Raw genomic sequence first — 20,865 nt, forward strand, 5'->3', positions numbered from 1 at the left:
GCCGCGACGAGCGTCAGGGCGATCGCGCCGCTCGGGTTCACCGAAGAAGAGTGCATGTCTGATTTTCTCAGATCGAGCCGCCTCTTTAGTTGTGAAAGGGTGTGCGATTGAGAAGTCTGAGCTACGTAGCCGGTCGCCTTGAGCGTCCGCGTGATCGGTGTGATAAAAAATAGCTCTCTATCTATGTCAAATGGAGCTATATTTGAAATATGACTCCATTTGGGCTAAATCAACGCAAAGGAGGACCGATCGTGAAGACGATTCCCCTCAGTGAGTTCAAGGTAAATCCCTCCAAGTTCATGGCGGAGGAAATCACCGTCACCAAGAACGGGAAGCCGCTTTCCGTCGTGACGCCGGTCGCGGCGGATGCCCAGCAGCCAGATCTCGACGGCATTAAGTTTGGCATCAAACTGATCGCCAGCATGATGACCGACGAAGAGGTCGACAACGCGAAACAAGAAATCGCTCAGCTCCGCGAACAGACAGTCGAGGCCGCGAATGGCTAGGGGTCTCCTCGACACCAACATCCTGATCGACAGCGCCGCGCTTGTTGCTGTGAGTGGCGACATCGACAAGTATGTGAGCTCCACAATTGTGCGCTCTGAGCTTGTCTATGGACTCCAGACCCGCGAGCCTGGCTCGGCCGCGCGCAGCAACCGACAGAAATTGATTGAGCTGCTCGATAGCCTCAACGGTTTCTGGCTCCCCTTCGACCTGAATGCGTCGCAGGCCTACGGTGCGCTGACCGCGCGACCGAACTCAGCAATGCGTGAGAAAGATACGCTGATCGCGGCCCAGGCCCTCTCACTGGATCTGCCTGTTGTGACCAATGACCACGGCTTCTCCAGGTTCGAGGGCGTTGTGATGCACCGGATTCAGGCGGCCCCACCCGCCTGAGCGCTACAGCAGGTGCCCGCCGCCGGAGACCTTCATGCGGTTGACGAGGTTTTTCACATCCTGCGCGCGGCTCTTCGATGTCACGAGCAGCACATCCTCGGTATCGACCACCACCACGTCCTCGACGCCGACGAGCGCCACGAGCCGCCCACTCTCAGACACCACGATCCCGCTCGACGCATCGGAGAGCACCTGCGCGCCGTCGCCGAGCACCGCGAGATCGCTGCCCCGCCCGCGGGTCAAGAGGTTCGCGACGCTCGCGAAATCCCCGACATCGTCCCAGTCGAAGTGTGCCGCGACGCACACCATTTTGCCGGCCTGTGCGGCAGGCTCGGCGACGGTGTAGTCGATCGCGATCTTCGGCAGCGTCGGCCACAGTCGCTCACGTATCTCGGCGGCCCGTTCAGTGCCCCAGGCGGCCGCGATCTCGCGCAGCGCACGCACCATCTCGGGTTCGGCGATAGCCATCTGGTCGAGCAGCACGCTCGCCCGCGCGATGAACATGCCCGCGTTCCACAGGTAGCCACCGTGGGTGAGGTACTCGCCGGCCTTCTCGGCGCTTGGCTTCTCGACAAACTCGGTGACCTCGTAGACGTCAAACGGCGCGAGGTCGCCGCGGGCGCCACCGCACGCAATGTAACCAAAGCCGGTGGCGGGGTGTGAGGGGTGGATCCCGATGGTCGCGATGAACCCCTGGTCGGCGGCCTGCACCGCGGTTGCAACGGCGCGCTGGAACAGGACTTGGCCGCGGATCACGTGATCGGCTGCGAAAGATCCGAGGATCGCGTCAGGATCCCGCAGCTCCAGGATCGCCGCGGCGAGGCCGATCGCCGCCGAAGAATCCTTCGGTTCGCTCTCCGTCACGAGATTCTCGGGCAGCAGTTCGGGAAGCTGAGCCGCGACGGACTCACGGTGAGCATTGCCCGTGACCACCATTACCCGCTCGGGCGGCGCAATGGGCGCGAGCCTCGACCAGGTTGCGTGCAGGAGCGAGTCACCGGAGCCGGTGAGGTCGAGCAGAAACTTTGGTGCGTTCGCGCGGGAGAGGGGCCACAGCCGGGATCCAACACCGCCCGCAGGTATGACGCAGGTGAACCGGTCGAGAGCGGCGTGGGCAGATAGAGCCTCAGACATAGCCTCAAGCCTAACGAGTGCGGATCGAGAATTGCTGGCACCGGGTACTTGAGTGACGGGCACGCCCCGAATGGTGCCATAATAGGAAAAGTAGCGGTTTCTCGGCTAGAGGTGTGTTTGGGTGCGTGCGCCCACACTTTTGCTGGGAGCCGCGATGTCAGCTGTCGGGCTCCACCCGGCGAAGCAGGACCAAGGAGGATGCTCGTGTCAGCCCAAACGGCAGAGGTCGCACCGGCGGCGAAGAAGAAGAGTCGCCCTGGCGGCACTCTCTATCGCGGCAATGAGGGAATGTGGTCGTGGGTGCTGCACCGCATCACGGGTGTTGCCATCTTCTTCTTCCTTCTCGTGCACGTTCTCGACACCGCGCTCGTCCGCGTGAGCCCAGAGGCATACAACGCGGTGATGAGCACCTACAAGACGCCGATCATGGGGCTGGGCGAAGCTGCGCTGGTTGGTGCCATCGTCTTCCACGCGTTCAACGGCATCCGCATCATCCTCGTCGATTACTGGAGTAAAGGCGCGCAGCACCAGCGTGCAATGTTCTGGATCGTCATCGCTTTGTGGGTGGTCACCATGGCCGGCTTCCTGCCGCGCCACCTGATGAACGTGTTCGGTCACTAGGCGAGGGGCGAGAGAGACATGACAATGACGATTGATTCCCCGCGCTCGAAGGCGCCGGCAAAAAAGAACACCAACTGGGAGAAGTGGGGCTGGATCTACATGCGCGTCTCCGGCGTGCTGTTGGTCGTGCTGGTGTTTGGGCATCTCTTCTCCAACCTGATGATCGGTGACGGCGTCCACGCAATCGACTTCGGTTTTGTGGCAGGTAAGCTCTCGAACCCGTTCTGGCAGATCTGGGACACACTGCTCCTGTGGCTCGCGCTGATTCACGGCGCAAACGGTATGCGCACCATCGTGAACGATTACGTTTCACGACCGGGTGTGGCAAAGGCGTTCAAGGTGGCACTCTTCCTTTCTGCTTCTCTGCTGATCCTCCTCGGCACCCTAGTGATCTACACGCTCGACCCATGCCCCGCTGGCGCAGATCCCTCGCTCGTCGCCTCCTTCTGCGCGACGCGCTAAGCCTCGATCCAGCACCCAGTTTGCACTGAAGATAGGACTCACGTGACCACCAACACCCACGAGGGCGAGGAAGTGACCGTCAAGGACGGCGTCACTTACCACCAGTTTGACGTTGTCATCGTTGGCGCCGGTGGCGCCGGCATGCGCGCCGCAATTGAGGCCGGCCCCAAGGCGAAGACTGCCGTGATCACCAAGCTGTATCCGACGCGTTCCCACACCGGTGCCGCTCAGGGTGGCATGGCTGCTGCGCTCGCCAACGTTGAGGATGATAACTGGGAATGGCACACCTTCGACACCGTCAAGGGCGGCGATTACCTGGTTGACCAGGATGCGGCAGAAATCCTCGCGAAGGAGGCCATCGACGCGGTCATTGACCTCGAAAACATGGGTCTACCCTTCAACCGCACGACGGAGGGCAAGATCGATCAGCGTCGCTTCGGCGGTCACACGCGCGACCACGGTAAGGCACCGGTGCGCCGCGCCTGCTACGCTGCAGACCGCACCGGTCACATGATCCTGCAGACGCTGTTCCAGAACTGCGTCAAGCTCGGTGTGAACTTCTTTAACGAGTACTATGTGCTCGACCTCGTGATGACCGAAGAGGGCGGCAAGAAGCGCCCCTCCGGTGTCGTCGCTTACGAGCTGTCGACCGGTGCGTTGCACGTCTTCCAAGCAAAGTCGATCGTGTTTGCGACCGGCGGCTTTGGCAAGATCTTCAAGACCACCTCGAACGCGCACACCCTTACCGGTGACGGCGTCGGCATCATCTGGCGCAAGGGGCTGCCGCTCGAGGACATGGAGTTTTACCAGTTCCACCCGACGGGTCTCGCGGGGCTCGGCATTCTGCTGACGGAGGGCGCGCGCGGTGAAGGCGCGATCCTGCGGAACGCGAGCGGTGAGCGGTTCATGGAGCGTTACGCGCCGACGATTAAGGATCTCGCGCCGCGTGACATTGTCGCCCGCTGCATGGTCCAGGAAGTGCTCGACGGCCGCGGCGCCGGTCCGCACAAGGACTACGTCTACCTCGACTGCACCCACCTGGGCGCCGAGGTGCTCGAGACGAAGCTGCCCGACATCACCGAGTTTGCGCGCACCTACCTCGGTGTGGATCCGGTGACCGAGCCCGTGCCGGTCTTCCCGACGGCGCACTACGCGATGGGCGGGATCCCGACCAACGTGAAGGGTGAGGTGCTCAGCGACAACGACACCGTTGTTCCCGGCCTCTACGCCGCGGGCGAGTGCGCGTGTGTGTCGGTGCACGGGTCAAACCGTCTCGGCACCAACTCGCTGCTCGACATCAACGTGTTCGGCAAGCGCTCGGGCAACGGCGCAGCCGACTACGCCAACTCGGCTGACTTTGTGAAGCTCCCCGCCGATCCCGCAAAGGAGGTGCGTGAGCTCGTTGAGCGCTTCCGCACCGGCACCGGCACCGAGCGTGTCGCTGACATTCGCAAGGAACTGCAGGAAGCGATGGATCGCGGCGCTCAGGTGTTCCGCACCGAAGAGTCGCTGACCGAGGTGCTGGGCGTGATCCACAACCTGCGCGAGCGCTACAAGAACGTCGGTGTGCAGGATCGTGGCATGCGGTACAACACCGATCTGCTCGAGGCGATCGAGCTCGGCTTCCTGCTCGACCTCGCCGAGGTGCTCGCCTACGCGGCGCGCAACCGCAAGGAGAGCCGTGGCGGCCACATGCGCGACGACTACCCCAATCGTGATGACGAGAACTACATGCAGCACACGATGGCGTACCTCTCGGGCGATCCGCACTCCGCAGATCCCGACGACCACATTCGCCTTGACTGGAAGCCGGTCGTCTTCACGAAGAACGACAAGGGCGAACTGAACTACCCGCCGATGGAGAGGAAGTACTAGGCATGAGTGCCGCAACTGCTGAGGCTGCCACCACGGCCGCGCCCGACGCGCCCAAGCCCTTCACCGTCACCCTTCTGATTCGTCGCTACAACCCCGAATCGGAGCGAGAAGCGTACTGGGAAGACTTCGACGTCGAGATGTACCCGACGGACCGCATCCTCGACGCGCTGCACCGCATCAAGTGGGATGTCGATGGCACGCTTGCGTTCCGCCGCTCCTGCGCCCACGGTATCTGCGGATCCGACGCCATGCGCATCAACGGCCGTAACCGGCTCGCGTGCAAGACTCTGATCAAGGATCTTGACATCACGAAGCCGATTTACGTTGAGGCGATCAAGGGCCTGCCACTCGAGAAGGATCTCATCGTCGATATGGAGCCGTTTTTCGCTTCATATCGTGAGGTGCAGCCGTTCCTGGTGGCGAACTCGGCCCCCGAGCCCGGCAAGGAGCGCATCCAAGATATCGCCTCGCGCGAGCGCTTCGACGACACCACAAAGTGCATCCTCTGCGCCGCGTGCACCTCGTCTTGCCCCGTGTTCTGGACCGACGGCCAGTACTTCGGTCCGGCCGCCATCGTCAACGCGCACCGCTTCATCTTCGACTCGCGCGACGACAACGCGCAGGTGCGTCTCGACATCCTGAACGACACCGAGGGTGTGTGGCGCTGCCGCACGACCTTCAACTGCTCGGACGCCTGCCCGCGCGGGATCCAGGTGACTAAGGCCATCGCCGAGGTCAAGGCCGCGATCCGCACAGGGAAAACCTCCTAGCGCAGGCTGGCGGTAACTCGCAAAGCTCGAGCCGCTAGCATTGCACCATGACGACGCCCCGTGAACCCTCCTCCCGCTCGGGGGAGAGTTCCGGGGCGTCTTCGCGTGTCGCAGAAACGGTGGAACGCGGACGCGGCGTCTGGGCGTGGGTGCAGACGACTCGGGCTTGGCGCGCCATCTCCCATTTCACCGATGTCGGTGGCAATGTCCTCAGCGGTGGCATGAGTTACCAGGCACTGTTCGCGGTGTTTGCGGGTCTGTGGGTCGGGTTCGGGATCTTCGGAATCTGGCTGCGGGAACGCCCCGAACTGCTGGACACGATCGTCACGCAGATCAACACTTTCATCCCCGGACTCCTCGAAGAGGGCGGAACCAGGGGAGCGGTCTCAATCAACGTGTTGCTGGGTGCGCGCGTGCTCGATTGGACGAGCATCGCTGCGGGTCTCGCGCTCGTCTGGGTCGCAACGAACTGGTTTACGGGGACCAGACGTTCGATCCGGATCATCTTCGGTCTCGAGGTGAAACAGTATCGCAGTGCCCTGCTGCTGAAGCTTCGCGACCTGGCACTCGCGATGGGGTTCTTTCTCGCGATCCTCGTGTCTGCCGCCTTCACGGTGATGAGCTCGAGCGTTGCCGACAGCCTATTCTCCTGGCTGGGAGTTGATGCAGACAGTTGGTTCTTCGGCACGCTGGGCACGATCCTGCGCTACGGTGCGATGTACGTGTTTGATGTGCTGGTGCTCATTGCGATGCACCGTTTTCTCGCTGAGGTGCGGGTGCCGAGGTGGTCATTGCTGCGTGGCTGTGTGCTCGGCGGTGCCGCGTTGCTTCTCCTGAAGATCCTCGGCAGCGCGATCCTCGGTGGTGCATCGAGCAATGCGCTCCTCGCAATCTTCGCCGTATTCATCGGTCTGTTGCTGTGGTTCAATTTCATCTGCCGGGTGCTGCTGCTGACGGCGGCCTGGATCTCGGTGGGACAGAACCCCGAGTTCGGCTTGCCCAAAGAGGGCGCGGGAGCGCTGCGGCTGCTGGGTTAGAGTTTCGAATCGTCACTGCCGGGCAGGGGATCCGCGGGACCCTCAGGGGCGGTGTCGTGCTCAGGCTGCTCGGCGTCGGCGGCCCGGGTCTTGCGGCGCTCGATGATCCACGCGACCACCATGTAGGCGGCGTAGAGGAAGACCAGCCCTGCAGCAATCGGGATCCACACCGACGAGGAGCTCTCGCCGCGCAGTCCGGTCAGCCATCCGAGATAGGGAATCGCATACCACAGCGCTCCGCGAATCTGCACGGGGCGCACCTGTTCGGGATCGGCGACGGCGTTGTTATCGCCCTGAGTCGTGAAGCGTCGCTCGCCATCACTGTTGGTCGACACTCCGGTAATGCGGTGCGTGACGACCTCTGGCTGGCCTGACTTGAGCTGATAGGTGATGATGTCACCGAGTTTCAGCTCGTCTACCGGTGTTGGGCGCACCACGAGATACGTCCCGGGCGGGTAGGCTGGTTCCATGGAGCGCGTCAACACCGTGTAAGTTTGTGCACCGGTGAAGGTGGGGATGACGACGGCGGCGAAAGCGAGCACCACCGTGATCGACAGTACCACCGCGCTGATCCCGCGAAAGATGCCCCGCCAAACGCGCATGCGCGGTGCCTGCGGGGTGATCTGATCTTGCGTCCTGCTCACCTTACTTATGCTACTGGCATGTCTCCGGAATGGGTATCGCTTGTGGTGTCCCGTCGGCGGCGCCGATAGGCCAGGATCAGCACTCCCGCGAGCGCGAAAACGGCCCCGAACCCGAAAACTGAGGAGAGCTCGGCACCGGTTGTTTCGAGTCGACCGCCGCCATTGCCCGCGTTGCTACCCGCCCCGATGTCCGGTCCCCCGGTGCCTGCCCCGGTTCCAGACCCCCCGGTGCCGTCCGTGCCCGGAAGCGCCGTGCAATCGCGCTGTCCGACCTGCCCGAACTGCTGGTCGGACAGCACCACCTGCAGAGTGAAGCGGATACTCGCGCCCTGGCCCTGCGTGCCGAAGAGATCCCCGAGCGCAAGTTTGGAGTCGATCCGCACATCCTCCTGGGGTGCCAAGCGGGTGCCCGCCGCGAGCGTGACGCAAGACCCGGTTTCAGGGAGCGGAAATGCCTCTGGCGCCGCGCTGGCCGGCCCGGCCGAGAGGGTCAGTGCAGCCGCAAGGCTCGGATCCGGCACCTCAGCATCGATGACTCTGATGGTCAGGTACGCGGGCTCATCGCCAGCGTTTTGCACCCAGAACTCGTCCGTCGTGCTCGTCAGCGGTGCGAGCGAGACCGGGCCGAACAGGGCGTTCAGGGACCGAGAATATGAGACGCCATCGGAGGAGAGCTGCACCACTTCTGGCGCATCCGCCGCTAGCGCGGGCGAAGCCTGCAGCAGCAGTCCACCGAGCACAGCGAGTGGCAGGATCCGCCGCAGCTGCCGGGAGGCAGAAGGCACACTACGCGGCATCGTTTGACCTCGTCAGCGTCGCGATCGCGCTGGTTTTCTGCGGTTGCACGGGTGATTCTGGGCGCGCAGATCCAACCGTGGGCAGCGGCGTATCTGCCCCAGCCCGTTGTTCGGCACCGAGCTCGCTAGGCTCGACGATGCGCGCTTCGGTGCTTTCTTCTGACGCAGTTTCTTCCGACTTGGTGTCTTCTGACGTGCTTTCCTCGGGCATGATTTCCTCCATGCCTTCCTCCGTGCCTTCCTCCGTGCCTTCCTCCGTGCCTTCCTCCGCGACAGCAACCTCGTGCTCAACGGTCCCTGAGGTCGGCGTCGCGACGTTGACCTTTGTGAGGCCGAACTTTTGCGTATTGAGGTTGTTGCAGATGCTCAGCGTCAAAGCGCCGGCGGTGCTCGGTGCGGTCAGGCATCGGCCGGTGCTGGCCTCTACGATTTGCACGACGTTGGTTGAGACCACCTGGGTGATCCAACGCTGTGCTACGACGCCCGTGTTTGTTGCCTGCACGGATACCGAAGAGCCGTTGGACTGCATGCTCGTTCCCGCGGGCATCTTGGGACGGATCGCCACTCCACCGGTGACCGGCTTGAATGAGAACCACTGGTTGCTGTAGGCAAGATCATCGCTGGCGTAGCAGGTGTAGGTGCCGATGCCGGAACCAATCGTTGCGTTGCTGCCGCCGTTGACGTCAAAGCAGACGCTCTGTCCTTGTGCCCTGACGCGGTACCAACTGTCTGTAGGGGTCGCGGACGGGTAGATGGCTACGGTCGAGAGCGAGGCTGTGGCTTGGCTACTCGCCTGGAAGTTCCCGAGCCGCAGAGAAGCGGTCACCGTGATTGCATTGCTGCGAGTTCCGGAAATGTCTGAAACGGCGACGGTCCGGTCTGTGCGGAGACAATACACCTGGCTCGCTCCCGGTGCGAGGTCAACGCTGATGTTGCCTCCGCTCGGCCAAACGATGGAGGTTGATCCTGCGCCCACGCTTGCGTTCACGGGGCATGCCGCTGCGTTTGCCACGGGCCATACCGATGAAGCGGGGAAGGCGCTGTCGGTGCCGCTGATATTGATCGAAGCGGTTGCTTTCTGTGTGGATCCCGACTGTGTTGTGTTGGTGACGGTAAACGGCATCGCCACCGAGGTGTCGGAGTTGCGCATCGTAGCGTTCGTGAATCCGGTGACGGACACAGACAGTTTGCCTGCGGAGACCGAGCCGCTTGCGGATACTGTCGGGATGAAGCTTGCGTACGCCGCGGTCCCACCGAGGATGCCGGCGAGCGCGAGTGCAATGACGGACACCGTCTTTGCGGTTCTCCGCGTGAAGCGTGACTGTCGAGTGTTCATCGTGCTTCTCCTTAGTATCCGTAAACCGTCATGGTGAACGTCGGCGTGATCTCTGTGCCCTGTTTAGCGGCGGCCAACGTTGGAGAGAGTTCAACCTGCAAGCAGAAAGTCTTGCTGGTCTTGCCGCTCATGGGCGGCCCACCAAAGTCGGTTGGTGCTGCGCCGAGTTCGATACCGGAGAGTGGGCCTGGTGTGCACGTCCCTTCGGCGAGCGCGAAACGCATATCACCATATGCGGAGAATGGGAGGTCGATATCCGCGCCGAGTTCGTACGACCGGGAGTCGAGGTTTGTGATCGTGATGGGGGTGCGAATAATGTCCCCCGGAAGCATGTTTGTCCAGGTTGAAGCTGGGAAGGAGATAGCGGTCTGCTCCTTGGGCCCTGGCTGGGTGCCCGCGGCGATGGAGAGGCCAGCCTGCTTATTGCCGACGGTGATCGAGGCCTCGGGGATCGCTGCGTTGTCGTTCCAGAGGGCGAAGGTTCCGGCAGAGCTGCCGGTGATGATCGCGAGAGCGAGAAGAAGAAGAGACCCGATACTGGCAACAACCTTGACGCTTGTCGGGATACGGCGGCTGCGTGCCGTTTCCTGCTGTTGAGAGCTCATTGTTCCTCCTGTTTCTCAGTTCTGGTGAAGTGAAGATGATGGACCCGCTTCGCTCACTCTGCGAGTTTGGTGTTGCTCGGAGCAGAGTGAGCGAAGCGAGGAGAAGGTGCGGGTGTTATGCAGCGATCTGGTTCAGCAGCAGCTGCAGAGTGCTGAGCTGTGCCTGAGCGCCCTGGGCAACCAGGTCGGAAACCGAGTTCTCGGGGAAATCGACCTTCACGGTGACGGTCGCCGTAATCGGTGTCCCGCTTGTCGCGTTGGCGGGTGAAACGCTGTACACGTCCGGGCTGATTTCCGTCAGGCTGCCGCCGGCGACATTCGAGACGCTGATGCTGTAGTCGAGTGCAGCGAGCAGTGCGGCATCGCCGGTCACTGAGCTGGGGTCGATCTTCAGTTCAGAGATCAGGTTGTCGCCCTGAGCGACGATGCTGACGTCGGTGGTGTAGGTGAAGGAATCACCCGGCACCCACAGGTCGGGGCTCGCGGACCAGGTGCCCGGAGTTGCGTCGAGCGTGAGTACACCGGAGTTGATCTCCTGCGAGGATCCGACGTTTACTGCGTCGTTCCAGAGAGCGAGGGTGGTGCCGCCGCCGAGAAGCAGTGCGGTGCCGATGCCGGTTGCGATTGCGCCCTTAGCAAGTTTGTTCATTGTGATTCTCCCAAGATATATTTCAGATGAGCTGTTACTTTGATGGGCTGACCCCTGGTGTCCGCCTGATCTGATCCGGCCGCAGCTTTTCGGTTGAGTCCGTGTCGATCGGGGCGACATAAAAAGCATGACGAACGAGGGGTGGGTCTGTATACACACGCAGACGCGGTCTCAGTAGCCAAACTGGGGGATTTTACGTGGTCCCAGAGGGATCGCTACGTAGTCGATCGGCGGATACGCAGACGTGCCTCAGTAGTCACACTCGCTGGATCAGTAGACGGGTGAGGGAGCAGCGAAGCTAACTGCCCGGCATTATGAGTGAGCCCAATTGCTCACTGAGATCGTGGCGGCTACTCACGCCAACCTTACGCATTGCCCGGTGCAGGTGACTCTCTACGGTTCGCACCGACACGACAAGTTTCGCCGCGATCTGTTGGTTCGTCATACCCTCAAGCACCATCGAGGTGATCTCGCGTTCACGGTCGGTCAGCTTTGCAGCGATAGTCCTGAGCCGGTTCGTGTCGAATTGGGTATCCCCGAGGCTCTCTGAAAGCTCGGTGTTTTGATGCCTGATGGCCTCGGCCTCCTCAATGCGACCGGCGCTTTGGAGGAGTCCTGTTGCGGTTTCCAGTGCAGAGAGAGCAAGCCCGGGGCGCCCAACGGTGGCAAGCTTCGGGGCGACGGCCACAAGAGCATCGGGGTCTTCAGCATGGAGGGCATCAAGGTAATCGAGTCGCACGGTGAAGAACTCTCCGTCGACGGACTGATCCAGTTCACGCAGGCGCTTGGAGGCTTCTGGGGAGTACTCCAGGTCAAGGGCGAGCGTCCCGGCAAACAGGGCGGCAACGTGGAAGCCACGTTGAGCCTGTTCATCTGAATCGTTGAGGAGGAGCGCTACAGCCTCTTCCGGTTGTCCTGCAAACGCGAGCAGATGGCTCTGTAGCCACGCCGGTGACTGCCCGGGGTAGGGGCCGGGCCCCGCGCCCAATGCGATTGCTTCTCTGGCGTAGGTCTCGCCGACGTCTTGATTGCCGCGGAGTACCGCGAGCACCCCAGCGAGGTGCAGAATTGAGATTCGATTGACCCGCACAAAGGGGGCGTGCGCTCCGGCCGAGAGTACGGTCGCGAGGATCCCGTTTGCCCGCTCATAGTCACCCTGGCTGAACAACGCGAGTGCGGCGACGTAGCCGTGCTGGCAAGCCGAGGGAGATCAAGCGTCGCGCGCGCCTCATCGTATGCGCGCAGCGACCAGTTGAGGGCTGCCGCGTGCTCGCCAATGCCGAGCAGCGCAAGCGCGTATTGGGCTGAAGGCAGGAACGATACGCGCTGTTCGGAATGGGCGCGCTCCTTAAACATCGCGATCGAGTCTTCAAAGCGACCGACCGCGTTCAGTACGATCATCTGCGCTTCGGTAACACGGGCGACAACCCATGCGGGCGCACCATCGGTGTCCTCAAAGAGCTCGTGATAGTCGGCTGGCACGGCCCGCATGCTCGTTTCAAGCAAAACCGCGGTCGCGGTTGCCGCGCGGGCGAGCTTCGGATACTTCTGTGCCGTTTCAGTGATGAGTGAGAGCCCGGCTTCGAGTTCGCCCTGATAGATCGCGATCCACATCGCGTAGGCGAGCGCACGCTCCACAGCGATCTGGTCGCCAGAATCCGGCGTTTGTGTCGCCGCGAAGATACCTGCCACCTGAGATTCGGGATCGTTGATGGACAGCAGCGCGAGGATATACGCGAGGCCGGTCTCCTGGCTGGGTGCGTGTTCCCACTCGGACTTTGCGACAAGCCACCGCGCTCCGAGCCGTTCGGTCGAGAGCCTGGCAAAGTTGGCGTCCGCGCCGGGTTGCTGCTCCGTGGTCACCAATACGCTGAGATCTTGGGAGAGACTGGGGAACGCCTTCCCTCCGAGCTTTTCGGAGAGGTGCGCGCGCAAGCGCCGCCTTCGTGCGGGCATCGGCAGGTGCAAAAAGTAGTCCATCAGCAACGGCGGCTGCACGGTCACCAGGTCGTTGCTCTGGGTGGTGTAGAAGCTCAGGTAGGAGCGGGTTTCAAGCGTCTCTACCGTGTCCCACTCGATGAGCTCTTCGAGTGTATTGCTGTCGACGGTCCCGATCATGGAGAGCATCTCGAGCGCATCGAGCGCGTCTCCCTCGAGCGGCTCCAAGTACCCCTCCACGAGTCCGGCGATGCCGTCGCTCCACAGGTCTTCGACGGCGGTCCAGACCCCGTCAACGTTTCGCATGTGCCCCTCGCGCACCGCCGCGTCGGCAAGCGCGACCGCCAGCCCGATGACGCCGTTGGTCTTCCGGAAGATGGTGCCCGCGGTGGCCACGTCAAGCGGCGCACCGAGACGGGCCGTCAACAGTTGCACAAGCTCGTCGAAGCGAAGCGGCGGCAGAGTCACGACAAAGGACGCATCGGCCGCTGATCCAGCGAGGCCGGTCGGCGTGAAGTTGCTGGTGGTGCCGGTGAGGCGGCTCATTACGACGGAGCACCCTGTGGTACGGCGGGTGTGGTCGATGATCCCCCACGATGCTTCATCGACGTCGTTCCAATCATCGACGATGATGACGGACTGTGGAGCCGACGCAAGGCGCCGCAGGCCCTCACTGAAACGCCCGAGTGCGCTCGTCGCACCGGAGTGTGTTTCCTCTTGAACGTTCGCGAGCTGCAGAGCTGTCAATGGGCTTGAACTCAGTGAGACAAGTCCTTGGACGGAGATAACGTTCCAGCCGCGGCTTTCGAGCTGCTTGCTCAGCTCGGCGAGGAATGTGGTGCGCCCGTTCAGCCGCACACTCACGATGTTCACGCTCTCACCGCTGACCACGAGATCAATTGCTGTGCGAAGCTCTTGTGTTCGCCCAATCATGATGGTCTCCTTCGCTGGATGTGCCGCCTCGATCATCGCTGATCGAAGTGTTGGTGAAACTGTAGCAATTGACGGGCGGCGATGAGTAGGGCAAAAGGCTGAGCGTTTGTCGTGCAGAGCCGCGGCGCTCGTGAACAGGTGTGCCGGCGGTAAGAAACACCCGTCCCGTAGAGTGTGGATCATGAATACACGGCTGCCGGTGGAACCCTATGACGTTGTTGATCTGATCACACGCAAGCGCTTCGCGGGTGCGCTCAGTGATGCGGAGGTGGCGTGGCTCATCGATGCGTATGTGCGCGGCGTCGTTGCCCCCGAACAGATGAGCGCCCTCCTTATGGCCATCGTGATTCAGGGGATGGAACCCGCCGAGATTCGCGCATTGACCGCCGCGATGATCGCGAGCGGCGAGCGGCTAGATTTCTCCGGGCTCGGCCGCCCCGCAATCGACAAACACTCCACCGGCGGGGTGGGCGACAAAATCACTCTGCCGCTTGTACCACTGCTGGCGTCGCTCGGTGTCGCGGTGCCGCAGCTGTCAGGCCGCGGCCTTGGACACACGGGAGGAACGCTCGACAAGCTGGAGTCAATCCCGGGGTGGCGGGCAGCCCTCACCAACGACGAGATGAGGCGTGTGCTGCGCGACGTCGGCGGTGTGATCTGCGCCGCGGGCACCGGGCTCGCGCCGGCAGACCGCGCCATGTATGCGCTGCGCGATGTGACCGGCACCGTTGCCTCGGTGCCACTGATCGCCTCCTCCATCATGAGCAAGAAGATTGCGGAGGGTGCCAGCGGACTGGTGCTTGACGTGAAATTCGGGTCGGGTGCTTTCCTCCCGGATCAGCTGCAGGCGACGGAACTCGCGGAGACGATGGTTCGTCTCGGCCAGGACTCCGGGCTTCGCACGGTCGCGCTGATCACCGACATGGATGCGCCACTCGGGCGCGCGGTCGGGAACGCCAACGAGGTCCGCGAGTCCGTTGAGGTGCTTTCGGGTGGCGGACCGGCCGATGTCGTGGAGCTGACTCTCGCGCTGGCCCGCGAAATGCTCGACCTTGCGGGCATGCGCGATGTTGATCCGGCGCCCGCCCTTCGCGACGGGCGCGCCCTCGCATCCTGGCGCGAGCTCATCATGGCGCAGGGTGGGGATCCGGACGCACCACTACCCGTTGCACGTGAAACGGAGACCGTGCGGGCCACCTCCGATGGCATCGTGCAGCGCGTAGACGCTCGTGCGGTCGGGATCGGGGCCTGGCGACTCGGTGCGGGGCGCGCCCGCCCCGGCGATCCGGTTGAGCATGCCGCGGGGGTCGAGGTGCTCGTGCGCCCGGGGGATCGAGTGCGTGCGGGGGATCCGGTGTTTGAAGTGTCGTGCGATGAGGAGGGGCGCATGGCCCGCGGGATCGCGGCGCTCGCCGCAGCGGTCGAGGTGGGGGATGCCGTGCCCACTCGACGCCCACTCGTTGCTGCGCGAATTGCAGAAGCCTAGCTGGAACCGTTGCAAAACACGAGCTGAAACCGTTGCAAAACACGGTATGCTTCCCACATGGCATATTTTCCACGGGTGACTGACGCCCCCCTGCTTGAATATCTCGACGTGTTTGGCGGCGTCCTTCTGGAGGGGCCGCGCGGCTGCGGCAAGACCTCGACGGGTGCACAGCACGCCAAGAGTGCGGTGCGCTTGGATCGTTCCGCGGCGATGGTCGAGCTCGCCGAGCTGAGTCCGCAGACGCTGCTCGCGGGCGAGACTCCGAGGCTTGTCGACGAGTGGCAGCTCGCGCCCTCTCTGTGGAACGCAATGCGGCATGAGATCGACGACCGACAGGCTCGCGGTCAGTTTATTCTGAGTGGATCCGCGACTCCGGACGATGACGAGATCAGGCATTCAGGGGCGGGTCGTTTTGGCCGTATCCGGATGCGTACCATGTCGCTGGCTGAGTCTCAGCGATCAAGTGGCGGCGTATCACTGAGAGAACTGAGACACGGCGTGAGTATCAGCGCCAGAAGCGAACTCAGCTATGCGGATCTCGCGGCGGAGGCGGTGCGGGGAGGCTGGCCAGCGCTGCTCCAGGCGAGCGAACGCCAGGCGCTCGTCTTCAACCGTTCGTATATGCAAGATCTGTTTGCGAGCGAGATTGCGCTCGCAATGGGAGGGCGCCGCGATCCCGTACGAATGCAGCGGCTCATCGAGTCGATCGCGCGCAACATCGCGAGCGAGGCGACGGTGGTGACGCTCGCGAAGGATGTGTCGGCAGACGGCGGGTCGTTTGCGCCCGAGACGGCGCGGGAGTATCTGAATGCTCTCTCCCGCGTGTTCGTGCTCGAACCACTGCCCGCCTACAGTGTGGCCCTGCGCTCGCGATCCCGCTTGCGCACGAAACCAAAGTTGATGCTCAGCGAACCCGCGCTTGCGTGCGCCGCCCTGGGGGTCGATGCCACCAGGCTTGCGGGCGATCCCGAATTCTTCGGGCAGGTGTTTGAGGCGATGGTGGTTCGGGATCTACGTTCTCTCGCGTCGGTCGAACTGGGGCAGGTGTATCACTATCGAGACAACACCGGTCTTGAGATCGATGCGATCCTGGAGTACCCGGGCCAGCAGTGGGCCGCCGTCGAGGTCAAGCTCGGCCAGAAAGCGGTGGCGGAGGCCGAGAAGCACCTATTGACGCTTCGTGACGAACGCATTGACACCGACAAGGTGGGGGACCCGAGATTCCTCGCGATCGTGACGGGCACCGAGTTCGCCTACACTCTTCCCTCTGGAGTGCACGTCGTGCCGCTCGGGTGCCTCGCTCCGTAGCTCTTCCTCAGGACTGGGTGACGCGCATCCAGGCCTGTGGGATCGCGGCGGCAACATCGGCGGCGGTGATCGGGTGGCCCGCCCCTGTGGCATCGGGATCCCCCGCAGCAATGCGCGCGGCGGTATCGTGCAACACGGCGGCGGTTGCGCCAAGCTCCGCAAGCCGCTCCTGATCCGCGCGTACCTCAAAAGAGTGTGCGGCGAGGAGTGAGCCGAGGATCCCCGCCAGTACGTCTCCGGTTCCTGCCGTCGCGAGCCACGGGGTAGCGGGGCCGGAGAGAATGCAGCGTCCGTTTGGGGTCGCCACGACGGTCGTTGAGCCCTTCAAGAGCACCGTTGCGCCGAGTCGCGCCGCGAGGTGCGCCGCTGCTTCGGCCTGGCCCTTCGCATCAGTGTGGTCGGCCGACGGACGCGCGGCGTGAGAGCGCCCGGACTGTGTGGCGTGATCCTGGCCGGGCGGGGCGCCGAGGCCGCAGCCTCGCCATAACCGGGCAAACTCTCCGAGGTGCGGCGTCAGGATTGCGGGCGCGCGCACGCCCTTCACCTGCGCCCCCGCGAGTTCAAGCGCCCCGGCATCGATCACCACGGGCGCCTCGCCGCCAAGGATTTCAAGCAGCCGGGATCGCTCGGCTGCCGAGCGCTCGGCGGGGTCTGATCCTGAACCGATTACCCAAGCATCGCAGCCTCGTTTGTCTGCGTCACCAAAAACCGTCTCGGGGTGCGCCGCAAGGACGGCTGCGGCCGGAGCCGGGAGGCCAAACAGCGGTGCCTGATCCTCGTTCGGAGGCACGTATCGAACCATCCCGGCCCCTGCGCGCCAGGCCGCAGAGACACTGAGTACCGCGGCGCCGGGATACCGCGAAGATCCCGTGCGGATCGCGACCACCCCGCGGTGATACTTGTCATCGGTGGGCCCGGACTGCGTAGTCCTGCGACGGCGTGTGCGGGGTCCCAATGCTCCATTATTTGCTCCCGGGTTCAGTCGTTGCGTGATCCACGAACTCGCGCACTGCGGCTTCGATCAGCCCCAGCCGCGCCTCTGCCGCCGCCCGCCGTTCGGGCGCGGAACCCTCGTCGCTGAAGGTGTCGATGTAAATCTTCAGTTTCGGTTCAGTGCCGCTCGGGCGGATCATGATCCGGGATCCGCACACCAGGTCATAGCGCAGCACATTCGCGGGTACCTCGGCGGCCCCGGGAGTGAGGAGATCCTGTGCGCGTTCAACCGCCGTGCCGGCGAACTGGGTCGGCGGACGCCTTCTGACCTCATCACTCAAAGCCGTGGCCGCGGACATCGATGAGAGACGCAGCGTCACTTGCGTACTCGCAAAATGGCCGAAGCGCTCGCTCGCCTCATCGAGCAGGTCCCAGAGGGTTCGGTCTTCCGAGGCGCATTCACGCGCCATTGCGATCGCGTCGGCGGCGGCAGAAATGCCGTCCTTATCGCGCACCGTCTCGGGGTGTGTGAGGTAGCCGAGGGCCTCCTCGAAGCCGAAGATCAGATTTGGCACACGCGATACCCACTTGAAACCGGAGAGGGTTTCGGCGTAGTCCAGCCCGTAGTCGCGCGCCACCGCGCCGAGCGCGGGAGACGACACAATCGTGCACGCCAGTGATCCCTGCGGTGTGCGACCAGCAGCGAGCGCGCGCACCCGCTCCCGTTCCGCTGCGCGCCAGCCGAGCAGAAGGCCGATCTCGTTGCCGCTGAGCCTGCGGTACTTCTCGGGCGCATCGGGGTGGGGGAGTGCGATCGCGAGCCGATCCGCATCGGGATCATGGGCGACAACGAGGTCGGCGTCGATCTCGCGCGCGGCCGCGTAGGCGAGGTCCAGCGCCCCCGGTTCTTCAGGGTTCGGGAACGACAGCGTTGGGAATGCGCCGTCGGGCCGATCCTGCTCCTGCACTGCCACCACCGCAGGCAGCCCAGTGGCTGAGAAGACGCGGCGCGCGAGATCCGCGCCGACGCCGTGCATCGCGGTGTAGACGACCCGGAGGGGCGTATCTGCTCCGAGAGCTTTGCCGGGGGCCGCGGGATCCTCGGGAAACCCGGAGAGCAGCGCCGCGGAAGTCTCCGCGACGTACGCGCCCCACAGCTCAGTTCCTGCCACTGTGTAGTGCGATGAACGCGGCAACTCCGCGAGGGGTGTCTCCGCGATGCGGTCGATGTGTGCGGCAATTTCGCTGTCGCTCGGAGGAATGATCTGCGATCCGCCATCCGTATCACCCAGGTACACCTTGTAGCCGTTGTCTTGCGGGGGGTTGTGGCTGGCGGTGATCATGACGCCCGCGGAGACGCCCAGGTGACGCACGGCAAAGGCCGTCAACGGGGTGGGGCGTGTTCAGGCAGTAACGTGACAAGGATCCCGGCACCCGCCATGATTTCTGCGGCGTCGCGCGCAAAGACCTCGGAATTGACCCGACCGTCGTAGCCGATCACGATCGAGGGCGGTGAGGCAGTCTGTCCGCGTGCTGCACGGTCGTGCAGATAGGCCGCGAAGCCCGCGCTCGTCTGCGATACGACGGCCCGGTTCATGCGGGCGGGGCCAGCGCCGATGGGGCCGCGCAAGCCCGCGGTGCCGAAGCAGAGGCGGCTGCCGAAGGCCGAGTGCAGTTCCGCGATCGCATCGGCGTTACCGCTTCTGACGAGCGCCAGGAGATTCTGGGTCTGTGCGCGGGTGGCTGGATCGATGTCGTGTTCGCTCCAGCGGAGCGCAGTGGTGATGAGACGATCGGTCTCGTGACCGGGCTGTGCCATCGTGGTGAACCTCTTCCCTGCCCGGTGCAATTCCGGATCAGTTTTAAGCTACCATTTGGAACAGGATGGGGCATTTTTGACGTCTAGATGATTGATTCCAAGGTGTGTCAACGCACGCAAGCCTGATCGAGAGTGCCCAGAATCGGAGTTGTAAACCCAAACTTTCGATCCCTTTGGAGGCCGTCAGTGGACGCCGATCTGGACACCCTCGCTACAGCACTTTACGTCACTACCGGCGATTTCCTGATCTGTATTAACGGAACCCCCATCTCACTCCCTGGCGGCCTCGCGTGGGCATCATCCCAGGTATCAGCGACGCAGAGCTTGTCACGCTCGCCGTCATCCAAGCCTTGCTCGGCTACCACAACGAACGACGATGGGTGCGCTACGCCAGGCGGCACCTGCGACACCTCTTTCCGACAATGCCTGGACAATCGGGCTAAAACAAACGTCTCCGAAAGCTTGGCGGCACCATGCAAGCGGTCCTCACCTACCTCGCCACAGACACGGGTTTGTGGTCCGACGACGTCTGGCTCGTGGACTCCACACCTGTGGAGTGCGGACGTTCCAGGGAGACCACGAAACGTTCAGACCTTGCCGGGTTTGCTGAGTACGGGTACTGCGCGTCGCACTCACGCTACTTTTGGGGACTCCGACTGCACCTGCTCGCCACGCTCGACGGGCTTCCTGTTGGGTTTGCGCTCACAGGGGCGAAAACAGATGAGCGTGAAGCTTTGCAACAGATCCTCGAGTCCATGCCGGCACCGACCAGCACGGCACAGACCATCATGGCGGACAAAGGCTACGCCGGAATGGCGTTCGAAGCGTCACTCACCCAGAAAGGCGTCACGCTGCTCCGACCCGCGAAAAAGAACGAGCCTCCACGTGAGGGAGCACAGTTTTTGAAACCCCGTCAGGCAACGGATCGAGTCAGTGTTTGACACGCTCAAAGGCCAACTCGGCCTCGAACAACACGGAGGACGTACCTCGCAAGGAGTCATCGTGCGAGTTCTGCAACGACTCCTCGCTCTCACCGCTGTGATCTGGCACAATCATGCCACGGGACAGCCGGTACTCAGGTCACTGACCGCCTACGACCACTGAACCCTTGGAATCAATCATCTAGTGGTGTGTCTCAGAAATGGGTGTCCAGTGAGAACGTGTGATCGCAAAACCGACGAGGGCAACGCGGTGAGCGCCGATAACGGGCGCACCGAAACGGGTGCTCATTTCTGAACCACACCGCTAGTCTCGCCAATTGGGAGAGCGGGACGAGAGAGCTGTGGAGGAACCTACATTTCGCTGGAACCACCGATGGGCACTCCCGCGACCGCGTGTGGGAGACGAAGCTCGAGGAGGATGCCTCGATTCGACGAAATTGCTTTTGTGTAACCCGCGTGTGACAGAGACGCTCGGCGGCCTCGTGACGGAGGTGCGTTGCGCGCGAGTCCAGGCCACCTGCTGAGTGAAGCAGGGGTCGGACTATTCAGGGATCGGAAACGCGGGTACCTAAGTGAACAACACGGCTTGGGCAACTAATAGACCGGCCGTTGAATGCTTCAGCGGGCGATCTACGCTCATAATATTGGAAGCGTTTGGGATTCATCCTGTCTCAAAGGGG

The 20,865-nt window shown here is 63.0% G+C and carries 18 protein-coding genes and 2 pseudogenes; 10 read left to right on the forward strand and 10 right to left on the reverse strand.

Translation table 11 applies throughout. The features are described from left to right. Positions 1 to 251: 251 nt before the first annotated feature. Both G7067_RS03975 and G7067_RS03980 read left to right on the forward strand, forming a co-directional pair. Complete coding sequence (locus tag G7067_RS03975; RefSeq protein ID WP_166322159.1) at positions 252 to 506, forward strand: type II toxin-antitoxin system Phd/YefM family antitoxin; 255 nt, start codon at positions 252 to 254, stop codon at positions 504 to 506. Then, the gene (locus G7067_RS03980; protein ID WP_166322161.1) at positions 499 to 897 is read left to right on the forward strand and encodes a type II toxin-antitoxin system VapC family toxin; all 399 of its coding nucleotides are present in this window, start codon (positions 499 to 501) and stop codon (positions 895 to 897) included. Before G7067_RS03975 ends, G7067_RS03980 begins: the two co-directional genes overlap by 8 nt. Positions 898 to 900: 3 nt before the next feature. Here G7067_RS03980 and G7067_RS03985 read toward each other — a convergent pair whose 3' ends face one another. After that, positions 901 to 2,031: a mannose-1-phosphate guanylyltransferase gene (locus G7067_RS03985; RefSeq protein WP_166322163.1), complete on the reverse strand. Its 1,131-nt coding sequence runs from the start codon at positions 2,029 to 2,031 to the stop codon at positions 901 to 903. Positions 2,032 to 2,229: 198 nt separating this feature from the next. Between G7067_RS03985 and sdhC the strand changes: the two genes are divergently transcribed. From sdhC to G7067_RS04010, 5 genes are read left to right on the forward strand one after another with little or no spacing between them, the layout of a single operon-like run. Further along, positions 2,230 to 2,652 (forward strand): succinate dehydrogenase, cytochrome b556 subunit, encoded by a 423-nt coding sequence (gene sdhC / locus G7067_RS03990; protein WP_166322165.1) that lies wholly within the window; start codon positions 2,230 to 2,232, stop codon positions 2,650 to 2,652. An 18-nt stretch (positions 2,653 to 2,670) separates the two neighbouring features. Further along, positions 2,671 to 3,114: a succinate dehydrogenase hydrophobic membrane anchor subunit gene (locus tag G7067_RS03995; RefSeq protein WP_166322167.1), complete on the forward strand. Its 444-nt coding sequence runs from the start codon at positions 2,671 to 2,673 to the stop codon at positions 3,112 to 3,114. Between the two features lie 42 nt (positions 3,115 to 3,156). Beyond that, the gene (sdhA, locus tag G7067_RS04000) at positions 3,157 to 4,989 is read left to right on the forward strand and encodes a succinate dehydrogenase flavoprotein subunit (RefSeq protein ID WP_166322169.1); all 1,833 of its coding nucleotides are present in this window, start codon (positions 3,157 to 3,159) and stop codon (positions 4,987 to 4,989) included. 2 nt (positions 4,990 to 4,991) lie between these two features. Further along, positions 4,992 to 5,759: a succinate dehydrogenase iron-sulfur subunit gene (locus G7067_RS04005; protein ID WP_166322171.1), complete on the forward strand. Its 768-nt coding sequence runs from the start codon at positions 4,992 to 4,994 to the stop codon at positions 5,757 to 5,759. A gap of 47 nt (positions 5,760 to 5,806) precedes the next feature. Beyond that, a complete protein-coding gene (locus G7067_RS04010) occupies positions 5,807 to 6,796 on the forward strand; it encodes a YihY/virulence factor BrkB family protein (RefSeq protein WP_166322173.1) in 990 nt (329 codons plus the stop codon). On the opposite strand, the gene G7067_RS04015 is transcribed toward G7067_RS04010, so the two are convergent. The 7 genes from G7067_RS04015 to G7067_RS14045 all read right to left on the reverse strand — a co-directional run bounded on the left by G7067_RS04015 (position 6,793) and on the right by G7067_RS14045 (position 13,698). Next, the gene (locus G7067_RS04015) at positions 6,793 to 7,440 is read right to left on the reverse strand and encodes a signal peptidase I (RefSeq protein WP_244301236.1); all 648 of its coding nucleotides are present in this window, start codon (positions 7,438 to 7,440) and stop codon (positions 6,793 to 6,795) included. The genes G7067_RS04010 and G7067_RS04015 overlap by 4 nt on opposite strands. A gap of 5 nt (positions 7,441 to 7,445) precedes the next feature. Next, entirely contained in the window at positions 7,446 to 8,225 is a 780-nt protein-coding gene (locus G7067_RS04020) for a hypothetical protein (RefSeq protein ID WP_166322175.1), read from the reverse strand. Between the two features lies 1 nt (position 8,226). Further along, positions 8,227 to 9,573, reverse strand: a complete 1,347-nt coding sequence (locus tag G7067_RS04025; protein WP_166322177.1) for a ricin-type beta-trefoil lectin domain protein — start codon at positions 9,571 to 9,573, stop codon at positions 8,227 to 8,229. Between the two features lie 11 nt (positions 9,574 to 9,584). Then, entirely contained in the window at positions 9,585 to 10,178 is a 594-nt protein-coding gene (locus tag G7067_RS04030; RefSeq protein WP_166322179.1) for a hypothetical protein, read from the reverse strand. 115 nt (positions 10,179 to 10,293) lie between these two features. Further along, the gene (locus G7067_RS04035; RefSeq protein WP_166322181.1) at positions 10,294 to 10,827 is read right to left on the reverse strand and encodes an alternate-type signal peptide domain-containing protein; all 534 of its coding nucleotides are present in this window, start codon (positions 10,825 to 10,827) and stop codon (positions 10,294 to 10,296) included. Between the two features lie 298 nt (positions 10,828 to 11,125). After that, positions 11,126 to 11,287 carry a helix-turn-helix domain-containing protein gene (locus G7067_RS14040; RefSeq protein ID WP_244301325.1) on the reverse strand — a complete coding sequence of 54 codons (162 nt, stop codon included), beginning with the start codon at positions 11,285 to 11,287 and terminating at the stop codon, positions 11,126 to 11,128. Positions 11,288 to 11,721: 434 nt separating this feature from the next. Continuing rightward, entirely contained in the window at positions 11,722 to 13,698 is a 1,977-nt protein-coding gene (locus G7067_RS14045; RefSeq protein WP_166322185.1) for a hypothetical protein, read from the reverse strand. Between the two features lie 181 nt (positions 13,699 to 13,879). On the opposite strand from G7067_RS14045, the gene G7067_RS04050 reads away from it, so the two are divergent. Together G7067_RS04050 and G7067_RS04055 are read left to right on the forward strand one after the other, a co-directional pair. Continuing rightward, positions 13,880 to 15,184: a thymidine phosphorylase gene (locus G7067_RS04050; RefSeq protein WP_166322187.1), complete on the forward strand. Its 1,305-nt coding sequence runs from the start codon at positions 13,880 to 13,882 to the stop codon at positions 15,182 to 15,184. Between the two features lie 57 nt (positions 15,185 to 15,241). Next, a complete protein-coding gene (locus G7067_RS04055) occupies positions 15,242 to 16,492 on the forward strand; it encodes an ATP-binding protein (protein WP_166322189.1) in 1,251 nt (416 codons plus the stop codon). Positions 16,493 to 16,499: 7 nt separating this feature from the next. On the opposite strand, the gene G7067_RS04060 is transcribed toward G7067_RS04055, so the two are convergent. Together G7067_RS04060 and G7067_RS14050 are read right to left on the reverse strand one after the other, a co-directional pair. After that, positions 16,500 to 17,447, reverse strand: coding sequence for an ADP-dependent NAD(P)H-hydrate dehydratase (locus G7067_RS04060; protein WP_244301237.1), 948 nt, complete (start codon positions 17,445 to 17,447; stop codon positions 16,500 to 16,502). Between the two features lie 7 nt (positions 17,448 to 17,454). Beyond that, positions 17,455 to 19,244 (reverse strand): annotated as a pseudogene (locus tag G7067_RS14050) (phospho-sugar mutase). Between the two features lie 186 nt (positions 19,245 to 19,430). Here G7067_RS14050 and G7067_RS04070 point away from each other — a divergent pair. Further along, positions 19,431 to 20,348, forward strand: a pseudogene (locus G7067_RS04070) (IS982 family transposase). The last annotated feature ends 517 nt before the right edge of the window (positions 20,349 to 20,865 follow it).

Source organism: Leucobacter insecticola, assembly GCF_011382965.1.
GTDB classification, from domain to species: domain Bacteria; phylum Actinomycetota; class Actinomycetes; order Actinomycetales; family Microbacteriaceae; genus Leucobacter; species Leucobacter insecticola.

Coding starts and splice junctions, on each gene's coding strand:
- G7067_RS04055 (WP_166322189.1), top strand. CDS start 15,242: ATGGCATATTTTCCACGGGTGACTGACGCCCCCCTGCTTGAATATCTC.
- G7067_RS04025 (WP_166322177.1), bottom strand. CDS start 9,573: ATGAACACTCGACAGTCACGCTTCACGCGGAGAACCGCAAAGACGGTG.
- G7067_RS03980 (WP_166322161.1), top strand. CDS start 499: ATGGCTAGGGGTCTCCTCGACACCAACATCCTGATCGACAGCGCCGCG.
- G7067_RS14040 (WP_244301325.1), bottom strand. CDS start 11,287: ATGGTGCTTGAGGGTATGACGAACCAACAGATCGCGGCGAAACTTGTC.
- G7067_RS03985 (WP_166322163.1), bottom strand. CDS start 2,031: ATGTCTGAGGCTCTATCTGCCCACGCCGCTCTCGACCGGTTCACCTGC.
- G7067_RS04035 (WP_166322181.1), bottom strand. CDS start 10,827: ATGAACAAACTTGCTAAGGGCGCAATCGCAACCGGCATCGGCACCGCA.
- G7067_RS04030 (WP_166322179.1), bottom strand. CDS start 10,178: ATGAGCTCTCAACAGCAGGAAACGGCACGCAGCCGCCGTATCCCGACA.
- G7067_RS04010 (WP_166322173.1), top strand. CDS start 5,807: ATGACGACGCCCCGTGAACCCTCCTCCCGCTCGGGGGAGAGTTCCGGG.
- G7067_RS14045 (WP_166322185.1), bottom strand. CDS start 13,698: ATGATTGGGCGAACACAAGAGCTTCGCACAGCAATTGATCTCGTGGTC.
- G7067_RS04050 (WP_166322187.1), top strand. CDS start 13,880: ATGAATACACGGCTGCCGGTGGAACCCTATGACGTTGTTGATCTGATC.
- sdhC (WP_166322165.1), top strand. CDS start 2,230: ATGCTCGTGTCAGCCCAAACGGCAGAGGTCGCACCGGCGGCGAAGAAG.
- G7067_RS04005 (WP_166322171.1), top strand. CDS start 4,992: ATGAGTGCCGCAACTGCTGAGGCTGCCACCACGGCCGCGCCCGACGCG.
- G7067_RS03995 (WP_166322167.1), top strand. CDS start 2,671: ATGACAATGACGATTGATTCCCCGCGCTCGAAGGCGCCGGCAAAAAAG.